The following is a 15069-nucleotide window of genomic DNA, read 5'->3' on the forward strand; positions in this document are numbered from 1 at the left end:
GGTACACCGAATTTGGGCGCTTTGGGGTGCCGGACATCATTAAGCCGTCCAAAATGCGCTCGAGCTTGGAGCCCCACTGGCAAGTTCGCTCTCGATCTCCCGTCCGATGGCGCGCAGTTCTCTACGGAGTGCGGTGCGAATGGCGCGCGCGCCATACCCTTCGTCCACCCTGGTTTCCACAAATGTCTCCAAATGCTGATTGACGCGTTGCATGAAGTCTCGGCGATGGGTGTAATTATGGGGCCGCGAATGACCTAGCCCAATGCCATTGGCTGCGTCGTTGATGTCAATTCCGTACCTTTCTAGCAAGGCGCGGCTTCGGGCGCCAGGTGCCCAGTGGCCGTGGGTGCCGCCGGAAGGAACTATGTGTGCCGCAGCTTGCTTGGGCAGTGGCGCTCGCCCCTCTCGGGCCATGTTTTTGCGAAGTTTGTCCGCGTTCTGCTTACAGGTGTACAGCCCCAAGTAGTCTGCCGCAATCAGGGGGTTGAGTACGTAGCGGCAGGGGTTGGGGCCCGCGTCCAAGCCGAGGGGGTCGGGGGTGAGGTAGCGGGCGGTGGTGGGGTCGTAGTAGCGGTGGTGGTTGTAGTGGAGGCCGGTTTCGGGGTCGTAGTACTGGCCAGGGAAGCGGAGGGGCGTGTAAGTGGTGCTGCTCGTGGCCCAAGTTGTGGTGCCCCAGAGGGTGGCGCGGGTGTGCCAGGCGATGTGACCTGTTTCGTCGATGAGTTCGGTGGGCGTGCCGACGAGGTCGGTGACGATGGCGTAGAAGCGCTGGTCGATCTCCTGCTGGGTGGTGGCCTCGGTGATGCGCTCCATCTGGGCGATGGGGTGCAGGCCGTCGTGGTCCCAGGTGAGGGTGACCGGGTGGGGAAGTTCGGGCGTGGTGGTGGTCTGTTCGACAAGGACGGAGCCGTCCCAGGTGAAGTCCGCCTGCTCCACGACCGTTTCGCCGTCGGGCGCCAGCCGCTGCTTCGCGGTGCGGCGGCCGAAAGGGTCGTACAGATAGCGCCACACCGTGCCGTCAGGTGTGGTCACCGTGGTGAGGCGGTCCTCGGCGTCCCACGAGTAACGCCAAGTGTCGGGCTTCTTGGAGAGCCGGGTCTTCTGGCGGAGAATGAGACGGCCCGCGTCGTCGTGCTCGTAGCGGATGTTTCCCGCGCGGGTGATCTGGGTGCCGGTGTAGGCGCGGGTGCCGGTTGATTCCTGGGCGGGATGGGCGCTGGGCCAGTTGGCCTGGGTCTGGTTGCCCGCCTCGTCGTACGCGTAGCTCTCGGTCCAGCCCTGCGCTCGGACCGTGGTGACTCGGCCCGCCGCGTCGAGGTCGAAGGTGCGGTGGCCGGTGCGGCGGTCGTCTATCGCGGTGACGTAGCCGTCGGCGCGGTAGGTGTAAGCCCGGTGGTGGCTTGTGTCGGCGGTTGGTCCGGTCAGCGTCTGTTCGGTGAGACGGCCCGCCGGGTCCCAGAGCTGGGACAGGGTCAGCTCGCCACCGATCCGGCGGGTGGTCTCGCGGCCTGCGGCGTCGTGGTCGAAGGCGATGGTGTGGCCGGAGGCGGTGAGGGTCGTGCGGTTGTCCGCCGCGTCATAGGTGTACGTGGTGGTGGCGCCGGTGGGCGTGGTGCGGCGGGTGCGGCGGCCTAAGGCGTCGAAGGCGTGAGTGAGGACCCGGCCGTTGATCATTTCCGCCTTGACGCGGCCCATTCGGTCGCGCTGGTAGACCACCTCGGAATCAGGGCCGGTGGCCTGGAGGAGACGGCCTGCGGGGTCGTAGGTGTAGTGGGTGACGCGGTCGTCGACGTTCTTACTGGTGACGCGGCCCGCTGCGTCATGCTCGAAGTTGACCGTCTGGCCCATTGGGTTGGTGTGGGCCGTGAGGCGGTCTGCCGCATCGTGGGTGTAGGTCAGGGTGCGGTTGTCGAAGTCCGTCTCCGCAACCAGACGGCCGGCCGGGTCGTAGTCGTAGGTCCAGGTCAGACCCTGGGGATTGGTGACCTGAGTCAGGTGCAGGTGGGCGTCGTGGGCGAACTCGTAGCGCACGCCATCCGGGCCGGTGCGGGCGGCCAGCAGGTCGAAGTGGGTGTACTCGTACGAGGTCACCCCACCCACCGCGTCAACGCTCTGCGTGCAGTTGCCCTCGCCGTCGTACGTCCAGGCCTCCGTCATCCCGTCCGGGTTCGTGCGGGCGGCGAGCTTGCCTTCCACCGTCCACTGCAGGTGCGTGGTGTGGCCCAGGGGGTCGGTGAGGACGATCGGGCGGCCGAAGGCGTCGCGCTGGTAGCGGGTGGTGGCGCCGAGGGGATCGGTGATCTCGGCCGGCAGACCCGCCGCGTCACAACGCACGCCCGTGATCTGGCCCAGCGCGTCAGTGATGGCGATCAAGTGGCCGCCGTCGTCATAGGTATAGCGGGTGGTGTGGCCGGCCGGGTCGGTGACGCTGGTGCGGTGGCCCGCCTCGTCATAGGACTGGCTCCACGTGGCGCCGTCCGGGCCGGTCACGGACGTGGGTAAGCCCAGGGCGTTGTACGCGGCGGTGGTCTCGTGGCCGTCCGGGCCGGTGATTTTTGTGAGGTGGCCTGCCTCGTCGTAGGTGTAGGTGGTGGTGTGGCCCAGCGGGTCGGTCCTGGTGAGGGGCCGGTCGTGGCGGTCGTACGTGGTGCGGGTGGTGTGTCCGAGAGGGTCGGTGACGGCGACGATCTGGCAGGCGTCGTTGACCAGGTAACGGGTGGCATGGCCGTCAGCCGTCGTAACGGTGGTGATGCGGTGGCCGGTGGCCTGGTCGACGCGGTCGTAATCAATACGGATGGATATGTGGCCCGCTTCGCCGCCTTCGGCGATGCAGCGGTCGCGGTTGTCGTAGACGTAGTCGTAGCGGCGGTCGTTGGTGTCGGTCCAGGAGACGACGCGGCGCTCGTCGTCGTACCCGAAGCGCAGCGGCAGACCAGAGGAGTTGATGACCTCGGTGAGGTTGCCGTCGGCGTAGCCGTAGCGGAGCAGTTCCTGGTCGGTGCCGTCGGGGGCGGCGCCTGCCAGGTGGAGGGCGGTGATCCGGCCGTCCTGGGTGGTCAGCTTCAGGTGGTAGCCGGCGGAGTGGGCGATGGCGAGCGGGGTGCCGTCGGGGTCGTATTCAAAGGTGATGAAGTGGCCCGAGCGGTCGGATATCTGCCCCAGCCGCGCGACCCCGTCTCCGCCGTCCCGCGGCCCGGAGAAGTGGCGGATGTGGCCGCTGGACGGGTCGGTGAGCGTGTAGTCACCGTGTCCGTCCCGTTCGAGCGGCCAGCGGGGGCCTGTCACAGGGAGTGTGGGCAGGTCGGGTGCGGGGTGGGGGTAGGACAGCAGCAGGCCGTCCTCGCTGATGAAGACAACGCCTTCGGCGTCGATCTCCAGCCGCTGGTCGGCCGTGCTCGACCACGACGGACCGAACCAGCGCCCGGCTGTGTAGCCGGACTCCACTCGGCGACGGAAGACCAGCGGCAGGGCCCCGGGCAGGGCCGCGTCCGTCTGCGGCAGGAACATCTTCCCTGTGGCCAGATCGACCGGGTCCGTGCCGTCGGTGGTCTTCTTGGCATCCGGCTGTCCATGGGCGTTCGGCCCGTTCTCGTCCAGGGACTTGCGCGCGCCACTCCGCGCACGCCGGCCGTACTTGCCCGCCGTGGCGCCCTTGCGCACCGCGCCGATCCCCTTGGCACCCACCGCTTCGGGGACGAGCCTGCCCAAGCCCTCCCCGGGGTCCTTGGCGAACCCGTTCAGCGCCTGCCTGCCCGCGCCATAGGGGTCGTTGGCCAGGTTGACCAGACCCGCCGCCGTGTTGTTCAGGCCCGTCGCGTACTCGGCCGGATGCGTGATGTTGTACGGGTCCAGCGGGTTGAGGCTGCGCGCGAAGCCGAAGATCCCCGCGCCGCCCTTGAGTACGCCCGCGGTGAAGTGCGTGGCGTCCAGCTTCAGGCCCGTCAGGCCGTCCTCCGCCTGCTCGAAGTACGACGGCTTGGGCGGCGCCGCGTCCCGCGCGGCCTTGACCGCCGTACGGGCGGTGTCGGCCGCCTCGTTGCGCTGGCGGCGGGCCTCGTCCAGCTTCTGCTGCGCCAGCTTGGCCTTCCCCGGGCCCGGGTCGTGGAACTTCCCCGGCTTGCAGCCTTCCTTGCCGTCCTCGACGGCCGCGTTGTACGCCTCGACGTTCTTGTTGTACGCCTTTACCGCGTCGAGTGAGGCCTTCTTCGCGGCCTTGTAGTCGTTGATCGCCTCCTGCGCCTGGGACTGCGCCCACTCCACCGTGCCCGCGAACGTCTCCATCGCGAGCGCGGCCTTCTCACAGGCGTCGGCGGCCTTGAACCACTTCTTCGGCTCGACCGCCACCTCCTCGCGGAACGCGTCCGCCGCCTTGCCCTTCCAGTGCGCCGAGTCCAGCCGCTTCAGACCGTCCCCGACGTCGTTGAACGCCTTCTTGAAGTCCCGCAGATGGCTTGCCGTCGAGCGGATCTTGCTCGCGCTGCCGTAGATCAGCTTCTTGGGGTTCTCGGTCTCGTCCAGCTGCATCTCGGCGACGTCCGCGCCCAGCTGGTTCGCCGCCGAACGGGACTTGTCACGGACCCAGTCCGCGCCGCCCTCCAGGCCCACCTTGTCCAGGCCGTCGGCGACCTTGTTGCCGCCCCACTCGATGCCGTCACCGACGATCTCCGTGCCCTTTTCGACCGCGTTATCGACCCAGTCGGGCGTCAGGTCAAGTCCACCCATCAGCCCGCACCGCCGTCCTGCTCCCCGCCCTGTTCGCCACCCTGCTCGGCGGGCGGGGCGGCATATTGAGCGATGAGGCTGGTGCCGGACATCTTGTCGTTCGTGGCCTGCCAGGTGCCCCGGATCTCCTCGCCCGCCTTCTCGTACGACTCGCTGCTGTAGTCCGGACGCCAGGCCGAGTAAATCTCCCCCCAGTCCTTCTGGGTGACCTCCTCCTCGCTCAGATGCGGGTTGCCGGTCAACGAGTTCGCCACCACCTTGTACGTGCCCTCGATGTACCGGTCCTCCTCCCACTGCATCCCCGCCGCGAGACCCACCTTCTTAGCCAGCTTGTTCGCGTCCTGGATCAGGCCGCGCACCCCCCACTCCCAGCACTCACAGAAGTCCTCGAAGTCCTTCGCCAACCCGTTGTGCCCCGCCTCCATCGACGTCAGCGACAGCTCGTCGAACCCCGACCCGATCACCGCGTCCGTCGCCGTCCCGATGTCCTTCAACTCGCTGATGGCCGCCCGCAACCCCTTGGTGATGTCCTGTAACGCTTCCTTGTCCAGCTTCAGGTCCGGCTCCTTGCCGCCACCCCCGCCACCGCCGCTCATCGGGGGCCCTCCCCGGGCGGGACGATGCACAGGGCAGGTCTGAGCCCCACTACGCGCGTAGTGAGTTCGCGGCAACCAGCCCCTCGCATCGCAATCCGCCCCAACAGGCCCATCACGCCCCCTTGCCCTCCCTGGTCGAACCCCCGTGCTACGCAACGGTATTCGACACGCGACGGAGTGTCACCGTCATTTGCGGGCGTGTCGCGTTGTCGACGCCTGCGCATTCGTACGCTCTCCCCCAGTGATCGGCTGGCTCACCTTCTCCGGTCAGGAGGCTAGGAACGGGCGGGGGCGCGGGGCAGAGAGCGCCTTAGTCGCGGAGGTGTAGCGGGTTACACCGTCTCCACTGGCCGCATCGAGGCCGTTCTAGCTCCGCGGTTGTGTGCCCCCGGCATCGCGTACCGCCCGCAAGGCACTTTCGATCGCGTTCCGAAGGTGCGATCGCGCATCTCCCGCGTCGGCCTTGCTCACCAGGCTTGAAAGGAAGTCCGGATCCGGATATCCGCCTGCCTGGGGTTCCTTCGTTGCCCACAGCTGCGACCAAATGGTAATCATCATCTCGTTGCAGGCTCGAGCCTGCCACAATTCACGCCCGCCGTCTCCGGTGAAGATATCGCGGGCAGAGATCCCCAGCCGATGCCCCAGGGCCACCAGGAACACTTCCCTGGACTCCGAGTTCAGCGTCGCCAGAACCTGATCCCGAACGTTCATTGGTCCATGTTCCAGAAATCATCGTCCGTCATTGGCCGACCGCCACCATAGGACTCGCGCGGCAACGAATCGACGTCGTAACCACGCGACCGCAGAACCGCGATCCTGGTATTTCCGTTCATGATCGTTCCATCCGGCTTGACGATCAGCGGTTCATGCGCCCCAGGCCTCAGCGAGTAGACGATGTCTTCCGTGTCCTGCTTGTGCCAGAAGTCCAACGAACTCTTGTCAAGCGAGCTGTCCGGATGCAGTGACTTCAGCGGGGGCTGTTTGTCTCCGCACCCTTGCAGACCGAGCGGGTCCTGCCATGTGTGCGGGTTATGTACATATGCCTGAGGGTTCGGCGCAGGAGCCAGGCCGAGGGGGTCGGGGGTGAGGTAGCGGGCGGTGGTGGGGTCGTAGTAGCGGTGGAAGTTGTAGTGGAGGCCGGTTTCGGGATCGTAGTACTGGCCGGGGAAGCGGAGAGGCGTGTAGGCGGTACTCGTGGCGGCCCAGGTGGTGGTGCCCCACAGGGTCGTGCGGGTGCGCCAGGCGATTTCGCCTGATTCGTCGACGAGTTCGGTGGGGGTGCCGATCAGGTCGGTGACGATGGCGAAGAAGCGCTGATCGACGTCGCGTTGGGTCGAGGGGTCGGTGATGCGCTCGGTCTGGGCAATGGGGTGCAGGCCGTCGTGGTCCCAGGTGAGGGTGATGGGGTGGAGAAGGTCCGGTGTGGTGGTGGTTTCCTCTACGAGGGTGGAGCCGTCCCAGGTGAAGTCCACTTGCTCCAGGACCGTGCCGTCAGCCGCCGGGCGTTGCTTGGCGGTGCGGCGGCCGAAGGGGTCGTAGAGGTAGCGCCACACCGTGCCGTCTGGGGTGGTGACAGACGTGAGGCGGTCCTCGGCGTCCCAGGTGTAGTGCCAGGTGTCGGGCTTCTTCGACAGGCGGGTCTTCTGGCGGAGGGTGAGGCGGCCCGCGTCGTCGTGTTCGTAGCGGATGTTTCCCGCGCGGGTGATGCGCGTGCCCGTGTACGCGCGAGGGCCGGTCGCTTCGGCGCCGGGGTGCCTGTCCGGCCAGGATGCCCGGGTCTGGTTGCCCGCCGCGTCGTACGCGTAGCTCTCGGTCCAGCCCTGCGCCCGGACCGTGGTGACGCGGCCGGCCGCGTCGAGATCGAAGGTGCGGCGGCCGGTACGCGGGTCGTCGATGGCGGTGAGGTAGCCGTCGGCGCGGTAGGTGTACGCGCGGTGCTGGAGCGTGTCGGCGGTCGGGCCGGTCAGGGTTTGGTCGGTGAGGCGTCCGGCGGGGTCCCAGATCTGTGTCAGGGACAGGGCGTCGCCTGATCGGCGGGACGTTTCGCGGCCTGCGGCGTCGTGGTCGAACTCGAGGGTGTGGCCGGAGGCGGTGAGGGCGGTGCGGTTGCCTGCCGGGTCATAGGTGTACGTGGTGGTGGCGCCGCTGGGAGTGGTGCGGCGGGTGCGGCGGCCCAGAGCGTCGTACCGGTGCGTCATCACACGGTCCGCCACCATCTCGGACTTCACCCGGCCCATCCGGTCCCGCTGGAGGATCACCTCCGCGTCCGGTCCAGCGGCCGAGATCAGCCGCCCGGCCGTGTCGTAGCCATAGGTGGTGGTCCGCCCGGCGGCATCCTTCGCGACGGTACGGCCGAGCTCATCGCGCTCGTAGGCGATGGTCTGGCCCAGCGCGGTGGTCCGCGCGATCAGCTGGCCGGCGGCGTCGTGTTCGTAGCGCAGTGTGCGGTCGTCGAAGTCGGTTTCCGTGATCAGTCGGCCCGCTGGGTCGTATCCATAGCGCCAGGTGAGCCCGTGCGGGTTGGTGACCTTGGTCAGGCGCAGCTCGGCGTCGTGCTCGAATTCGTGGCGTGCCCCGTCCGGGCCGGTCTCAGCGGTGAGGAGGTCGAAGTGGGTGTACTCGTACGACGTCACTCCCCCCACCGCGTCGACGTGGTTGGTGCAGTTGCCCTCACCGTCGTACGTCCAGCTCTCCTGCGCCCCGTCCGGGCCGATACGGCGCAGCAGCTTGCCCTCGACCGACCAGGCCAGGCGGGTCGTCGCGCCCATCGGGTCGACGATGACGACGGGGCGGCCGAACGCGTCGCGCCGGTAGGTGGTGACCGCGCCGAGCGGGTCGGTGATCTCCACCGGCAGGCCCGCCGCGTCGCAGCGGACGCGGATGGTCTCGTCCAGGGCGTTGGTGATCGCGGTCAAACGGCCGTGGTCGTCGTAGGTGTAGCGGGTGGTGGCCCCGACCGGGTCTGTGACGGCGACGCGGTTGCCGCGCTCGTCGTACTCCTGTCGCCGAATCGTCCCGTCAACCCCCGTGATCGAGACAGGAAGACCCAGGTTGTTGTGGGTGGCGCTGGACTGCTTGCCGTCCGGGCGGCTGAAGGCCACCAGGCGGCCGGACTCGTCGTAACGGTATTCCGTGCGGCGGCCGAGCGGGTCGGTGTGCGCGAGCACCCGGCCGTGGCGGTCGTACTCGGTCCGGGTGTGCGCGCCCAGCGGGTCGACTTCGCCGACCACCTGGCATGCGTCATCGATCAGATACTTGGCGGTGTGGCCGGAGGCGGTGGTGACGGCGGTGGTCCGGTGGCCGGTGCGCTGGTCCACCGCGTGGTAGTCCAGCCGGATGGAGGCGTGGCCTTCGGTGCCGCCCTCCGCGATGCAGCGGTGGCGGTTGTCGTAAATGTAGTCGTAGCGGCGGTCGTTGGTGTCGGTCCAGGAGATGACACGCTTCTCGTCGTCGTACTCGAACCGCAGCGGCAGCCCGGAGGAGTTGATGACCTCGGTGAGGTTGCCGTCGGTGTAGCCGTAGCGGAGCAGCGTCACGTCCGAGCGATCGGGTGCGGCGCCTGCCAGGTGCAGGGCGGTGATCCGGCCGTCCTCGGCGGTGAACTTCAGGTGGTAGCCCGCCGAGTGGACGATCCCCGTCGGGGTGCCGTCGAGGGCGTAGTGGAAGCTGATCCGGTTGCCGTTGCGGTCGCGGATCTCGTCTATGGGCGCGAGGCCGTCGGGCCTGTCCGAAGGCGCGGTGAAGGAGTACGTGCGGCCGGTGTCGACATCGGTGACCGTGTAGTCCCCGTCGACGCCGCGCTCCAGCGGCCAGCGCGCGACGCCCGCCTTGGGCAGGGTAGGAACATCGGGTGCGGGGTGCGGATAGTCCAGCAGCCGTCCGTCCTCGCACACGAAGACCACGCCCTCCGGCCCGATCTCCAGATGCTGATCGGCCGTGCTCGACCACGACGGCCCGAACCACCGCCCCGCCCCGTACCCCGACTCCACCCGCCGGCGGAACACCAGCGGCAGCACACCGGGCAACACCACATCCGTCTGCGGCAGGAACATCCGACCCGTCGCGAAGTCGATCGGGTCCGACCCCTTGGTCGTCTTCCCGCCGTCGGGCCTGGCCCGCTCGGCCGGGCCGCCCTCGTGAAGGAGGGTGCGCCCGGGTGGCTTCACCTCGGCCGCGCGCCTGCCGAGACCGATGGCCTTCTTGGCGCCGCCGAGCCCCTTGGTGCCGATCAGCTCGGGAACCAGCCTGCCAAGCCCCTCACCCGGGTCCTTCTGGAAGGTGTTCCACATGTTTCCCAACGTCCCCCAGGGGTCGTTGGCCGTCCGCACCAGTCCGGCGGCGGTGTTGTTGAGACTGGTGCCGTACTCCGCCGGGTGGGTGAGGTTGTGGTAGGAGAAGGGGTCGAGCTGCCGTGCGAAATTGACCATGCCCACGGTTCCCTTGACCACGCCGCCATAGAAATGCGACATGTCCAGGTTCAGCCCGTTCCAGCCGTCGACCAGTTGCTTGCCGTACGAAGGCTTCTTCGGCGCCGTGTCGCGCGCCGTCTCCACCGCCGCCTTCGCCGTCGTATGCGCCTCGTTCCGCTGCCGCCGCGCCTCCTTGAGGATGTCCTGCGCGGCATTGATGTCGGCCGTCCCCGGGTCGTGAAACCCTCCGGGTTTTTCGGGAAGCTTTGAGGGATCGCGCTTGTCGGTGGGCTCCGCGTTGTACGTGTCCACCGCCTTGTTGTAGGCGCTCACCTTGTCGTTGTGCGCCGACCGAGCTTCCTCCGACGCTTTCTTGCCCTTTTTGTAGCGCGCGATGGCGTCCTCGGCCTGCTTCTGCGCCCACTCCACCGTCCCGGCGAAGTTGTCCAGCGCCCCCGCCGCCTTCTCGCACGCGTCCGCCGCCGTGAACCACTTCTTCGGCTGGACGGACACACTCTTCCGGAACTTGTCCGCCGCCTCGCCCTTGAGATGGCCTGCGTCCAGCCCCTGTAACCCCTTGCCCACGTTGTCGAACGCGGTCTGGAAGTCCTTGAGGTGATTCGCCGTGGAACGCAGCTTCCCCGGGCTGCCGTGGATCAGTTTCTTCGGGTCCTCGGTCTCCCCCAACTGCATCTCGTCGACATCCGCGCCCAGCGCGTTCGCCACCGAGCCGCTCTGCTGCCGGACCCAGGCCGCACCGCTCTCCCAGCCCATGTCGTCCAGCCCGCCGGCGACCCGGCGGCCCGCGTCGTCAACGGCCTCACCGGCGTCTTCGACCCGTTTCCCGACCCATTTCTCCACTGGGTCCGGTATGAAATCCCCAAGTCCCACGAGTGCTCATCCCCCGATCAGCGGTCGTCACCGCGACATACCTACGTCACAGTGATAGCCCCTGCGATGGCCGCCGTGGGGGCCTGCATCACATGGCTGTCGCTGAGTGCCAAGAGGATGGCGCTGGCTGCCAATGATCCAGCCGGTGCCGCCTGCCTGACCGGTCCTCATGCGCACGACCATGGCCGGGGGGGGATCGACCATCTCATTGACCCGTAGCCGTCGAAGGCCCCGGTCACGTCATCTCACGAGTGGCCTGTCCCAGGCCACTCGACCACCCATTCCCCCTCGGCGAAGAATTCCTGCAGCGATGCGAAATCTTCCACCCAGTAGTCGCCGTATCCGTTGTTGAATTCGCGGTCAAAGGCCATCAGGATCATGTAGCTCGGCGGGGTGTCGGGGAGCTCCTGGATCCTGACATATTTTCCCGCATCGTCTCCGGAGCGGATCCACCCGACCTCATCGATCCGGATCAAAGGGCCTCCCAGGAATCGCACAGCACAGCAGCTGTCTGGACTATTCAACCAATGGAACGTGATTGTTTACGGCAGCCTTCTTGTCTCCAGGCTGCGCGAAGATCTCGAAGTGTACATGCGGGATGTCAGGCCAATGCCTTCCCTGCATGGAATCGGGGTCCATCCGGAACTGCCGCAAACCATCCGCGCTACGGAAGACTCCCCGGTTGTTTCCCAGCTCTCTGTAGCCGTCGCCAAGGAACCTTTCGGCGGCGGCCAAGGCTTCGTCAGCGGTTATCGGATGCTGACTGAGGATGCTCCCGTTCCCCATGCTGTCGCGGGTCTCTGTCACCGCCGCATGCTCGGGTCCGCACTCCGGAGCGAGTCCGAGCGGGTCGCTCCACGTGTGGGGGTTGTGGACGTAGGTGACGGGGTTGGGGCCGGGGACCAGACCGAGCGGGTCGGGCGTGAGGTAGCGGGTGGTCGCGGGATCGTAGTAACGGTGGACGTTGTAGTGCAGGCCGCTTTCCGGGTCGTGGTACTGGCCGGGGAAGCGCAGCGGGGTGTATGCCGTGCTGCTCCGGGGCCAGGTGGTGGTGCCCCACAGGGTGGTGCGGCTGCGCCAGGCGATTTCGCCCGTCTCGTCGACCAGCTCGGAGGGCGTGCCGACGAGGTCGGTGACGATGGCGAAGAAGCGCCGGTCGATCTCGTGCTGCCCGGTGGCGTCGGTGATGCGCTCGGACTGGGCGACCGGCCGGAGGCCGTCGTGGTCCCAGGTCAGGGTCACCAGGTGGGAGCGGCCGGGGAGGGTGGTGGTCTGCTCGACGAGGGTGGTGTCGTCCCAGGTGAAGTCGGTCCGCTCCAGGACCGTTTCGCCGTCCGCGGCCAGCCGCTGCTTGGCGGTGCGGCGGCCGAGCGGGTCGTAGAGGTAGCGCCAGACGGTGCCGTCGGGGGTGGTGAGGGAGGTCAGCCGGTCCTCGGCGTCCCACGCATAGCGCCAGGTGTCGGGCTTCTTCGACAGCCGGTTCTTCTGCCGCAGGGTGATCCGCCCGGCCGCGTCGTGCTCGTAACGGACCCGGCCGGCGCGGGTGATGCGGGTGCCGGTGTACGCGCGCTCGCCGGTCGCCTCGGTGCCGGGGTGTTCACCGGGCCAGGTGGCGTGGGTCTGGTTGCCCGCCTCGTCATAGGCGTAGGTCTCGGTCCAGCGCCGGGCGTGGACCGCGGTGACCCGGCCCATCGCGTCCAGCTCGAAGGAGCTCGCCCCGCGCAGCTGATCCTCGATGCCGATCAGGTGGCCGTCGGCCCGGTAGGTGTAGGCACGATGCTGCACCGTCCCGATGGTCGGCCCGGTCAGGGACTGTTCGGCCAGACGGCCCGCCGGGTCCCAGAGCTGGGACAGGGACAGTTCCTCGCCGATACGACGGCCTGTCTCACGGCCCGCGGCATCGTACTCGGACCTGAGCGTGCGGCCGGAGGCGGTGACGGTGGTGCGGTTGCCTGCCGCGTCGTAGGCGTAGGTGGTGGTGGCGCCGCCGGGGGTGGTGCGACGGGTGTGGCGGCCGAGGGCGTCGTACTTGTGCGTCAGCACGCGGTCGCCCACCATTTCGCACGTCACCCGCCCCATGCGGTCACGCTGGAAAACGACCTCGGCATCCGGGCCCACAGCCGAGACCAGACGTCCGGCCAGGTCGTAGGCGAAGGTGGTGGTCTGCCCGGCGGCCTCCTTGCTGACCATACGGCCGAGCAGATCGCGCTCGAAGGCGGTGCGCCGGCCCAGCGGGTCGGTGCGCGCGATCAGTTGGGAGGCCGCGTCGTACTCGTAGTGGATCGTGCGGTCGTCGAAGTCGGTCTCGGATATCAGCCGGCCCGCCGGGTCGTACGCGTAGGACCAGGTCAGGCCCTGGGGGCTGATGACCCTGGTCAGGCGCAGCTCGGCGTCGTGCTCGAACGCGTAGCGCGCCCCGTCCGGGCCGGTCCGCGCGGCGGCGAGGTCGAAGTGGGTGTACTCATAGGCACTCACTCCGCCCAGCGGGTCACGATGGGTGAGGCAGTTGCCCTCGCCGTCGTACGTCCATGTCTCATGTGTTCCGTCCGGGTTGGTGCGCCCCAGGAGCTTGCCCTCCACGGACCACTCCATCCGGGTCGTCACACCGAGCGGGTCGACGACGCGGACCAGGCGGCCGAACGCGTCGCGCTCGTATGCGGTCACGGCGCCCAGGGGATCGGTGATCCCGACCGGCAGGCCCGCCGCATCACAGCGGACCCGGGTGGTCTCGTCCAGGGCGTTCGTGATCGAGGTCAGGCGACCGTGGTCGTCGTAGGTGTAGCGGGTGGTGGCCCCGGCGGGGTCGGTGACGGCGACGCGGTTGCCGCGCTCGTCGTACTCCTGTCGCCACGTGGTCCCGTCCACCGCGGTGAACGTGGTCGGCAGTCCCAGGTCGTTGTAGGCGGCGCCTGACTGCTTGCCGTCGGGGCGGGTGAGGGCCACCGGGCGGCCGTTGCCCTCGTAGGTGTACTCGGTGCGACGGCCGAGGGCGTCGACGTGGGCCACCGCGCGGCCGTAGCGGTCGTACTCGGTGCGGGAGTGCGCGCCCAGCTGGTCGATCTCGCCGACGACCTGGCAGGCGTCGTCGATCAGGTACTTGGCGGTGTGGCCGGCGGCGGTGGTGACGGCGGTGATCCGGTGGCCGGTGCGCTGGTCGACGCCGTGGTAGTCCAGTCGGATGGAGACATGGCCTTCGGTGCCGCCCTCGGCGATGCAGCGGTGGCGGTTGTCGTAGACGTAGTCGTAGCGGCGGTCGTTGGTGTCGGTCCAGGAGATGACGCGCTTCTCGTCGTCGTACTCGAACCGCAGGGGCAGACCGCTGGAGCTGGTGACCTCGGTGAGGTCGCCGTCGGTGTAGCCGTAGCGGATCACCGTCACATCGGAGCCGTCGGGCGCTGCGCCCGCCAGGCGCAGCGCGGTGATCCGGCCGTCCTCGGTGATCAGGTTCAGGTGGTAGCCCGCCGAGTGCACGATCGCGGTCGGCGTGCCGTCGAATCCGTACTGGAAGCTGATCCGGTTGCCGTTGCGGTCGCGGATCTCCTCGATGGGCGCGATGCCATCTGGCCCGTCCTGAGGGGCGGTGAAGGAGTACGTACGGCCGGTGTCGACATCGGTGACCGTGTAGTCCCCGTCGACGCCGCGCTCCAGCGGCCAGCGCGCTACGCCCGCCTTGGGCAGGGTAGGAACATCGGGTGCGGGGTGCGGATAGTCCAGCAGCCGTCCGTCCTCGCACACGAAGACCACGCCCTCCGGCCCGATCTCCAGATGCTGATCGGCCGTACTCGCCCACGACGGCCCGAACCACCGCCCCGCCCCGTACCCCGACTCCACCCGCCGGCGGAACACCAGTGGCAGCACACCGGGCAGGGTGATGTCCGTCTGCGGCAGGAACATCTTGCCCGTGGCGAAGTCGATCGGGTCCGAGCCCTTCGTCTCCTTCGCGCCGTCGGGGGTGCCGCGCTGGTGGGGTCCGCCCTCGTCCAGGAGGCTGCGGCCGGGCGGCTTGATCTCCGCCGCGCGCCTGCCGAGGGTCGCGGCCTTCTTGATACCGCCGAGGCCCTTGGTGCCGATCAGCTCGGGAACCAGCCGGCCAAGGCCCTCCCCCGGGTCCTTCTTGAAGGTGTCCCACATGTTGCCCAACGTCCCCCAGGGGTCGTTGGCCACCCGCACCAGACCCGCGACGGTGCTGTTGAGACTGGTGACGTACTCCGCCGGATGCGTGATGTTGTACGGATCCAGCGGGTTGATCTGCCGCGCGAAACTGGCGATGCCCACGGTCCCCTTGACGATGCCGCCGACGAAATGCGACGCGTCCAGGCTCAGCCCGGTCACGCCGTCCAGCAGCTGCCGGCCGTACGAGGGCTTGTCCGGCGCCTTGTCACGCGCCGTCTCCACCGCGGTCTTCACGGTCGTATGGGCCTCGTTCCGCTGCCGCCGCGCCTCGCTCAGGA

At 68.3% G+C, this 15069-nt stretch carries 6 protein-coding genes; all 6 read right to left on the reverse strand.

The features are described from left to right. Positions 1 to 39 precede the first annotated feature (39 nt). Positions 40 to 4722, reverse strand: coding sequence for a putative T7SS-secreted protein (locus PV419_RS39075; RefSeq protein WP_319697163.1), 4683 nt, complete (start codon positions 4720 to 4722; stop codon positions 40 to 42). Beyond that, positions 4722 to 5318, reverse strand: coding sequence for a hypothetical protein (locus tag PV419_RS39080; protein WP_319697165.1), 597 nt, complete (start codon positions 5316 to 5318; stop codon positions 4722 to 4724). The genes PV419_RS39075 and PV419_RS39080 overlap by 1 nt, the downstream gene beginning before the upstream one ends. Positions 5319 to 5684: 366 nt before the next feature. After that, complete coding sequence (locus tag PV419_RS39085; protein WP_319697166.1) at positions 5685 to 6029, reverse strand: hypothetical protein; 345 nt, start codon at positions 6027 to 6029, stop codon at positions 5685 to 5687. After that, the gene (locus PV419_RS39090) at positions 6026 to 10618 is read right to left on the reverse strand and encodes a putative T7SS-secreted protein (RefSeq protein WP_415925474.1); all 4593 of its coding nucleotides are present in this window, start codon (positions 10616 to 10618) and stop codon (positions 6026 to 6028) included. The genes PV419_RS39085 and PV419_RS39090 overlap by 4 nt, the downstream gene beginning before the upstream one ends. Positions 10619 to 10863: 245 nt before the next feature. Beyond that, on the reverse strand, positions 10864 to 11094 hold the full coding sequence (locus PV419_RS39095) for a hypothetical protein (RefSeq protein ID WP_319697169.1): 231 nt from the start codon (positions 11092 to 11094) through the stop codon (positions 10864 to 10866). Between the two features lie 40 nt (positions 11095 to 11134). Next, a partial coding sequence (locus PV419_RS39100; RefSeq protein WP_415925475.1) for an RHS repeat-associated core domain-containing protein occupies positions 11135 to 15069 on the reverse strand: 3935 nt, incomplete at its 5' end.

The sequence above is a fragment of the Streptomyces sp. ME19-01-6 genome, from assembly GCF_033793745.1.
In the GTDB taxonomy this organism is placed as follows: Bacteria; Actinomycetota; Actinomycetes; order Streptomycetales; family Streptomycetaceae; genus Streptomyces.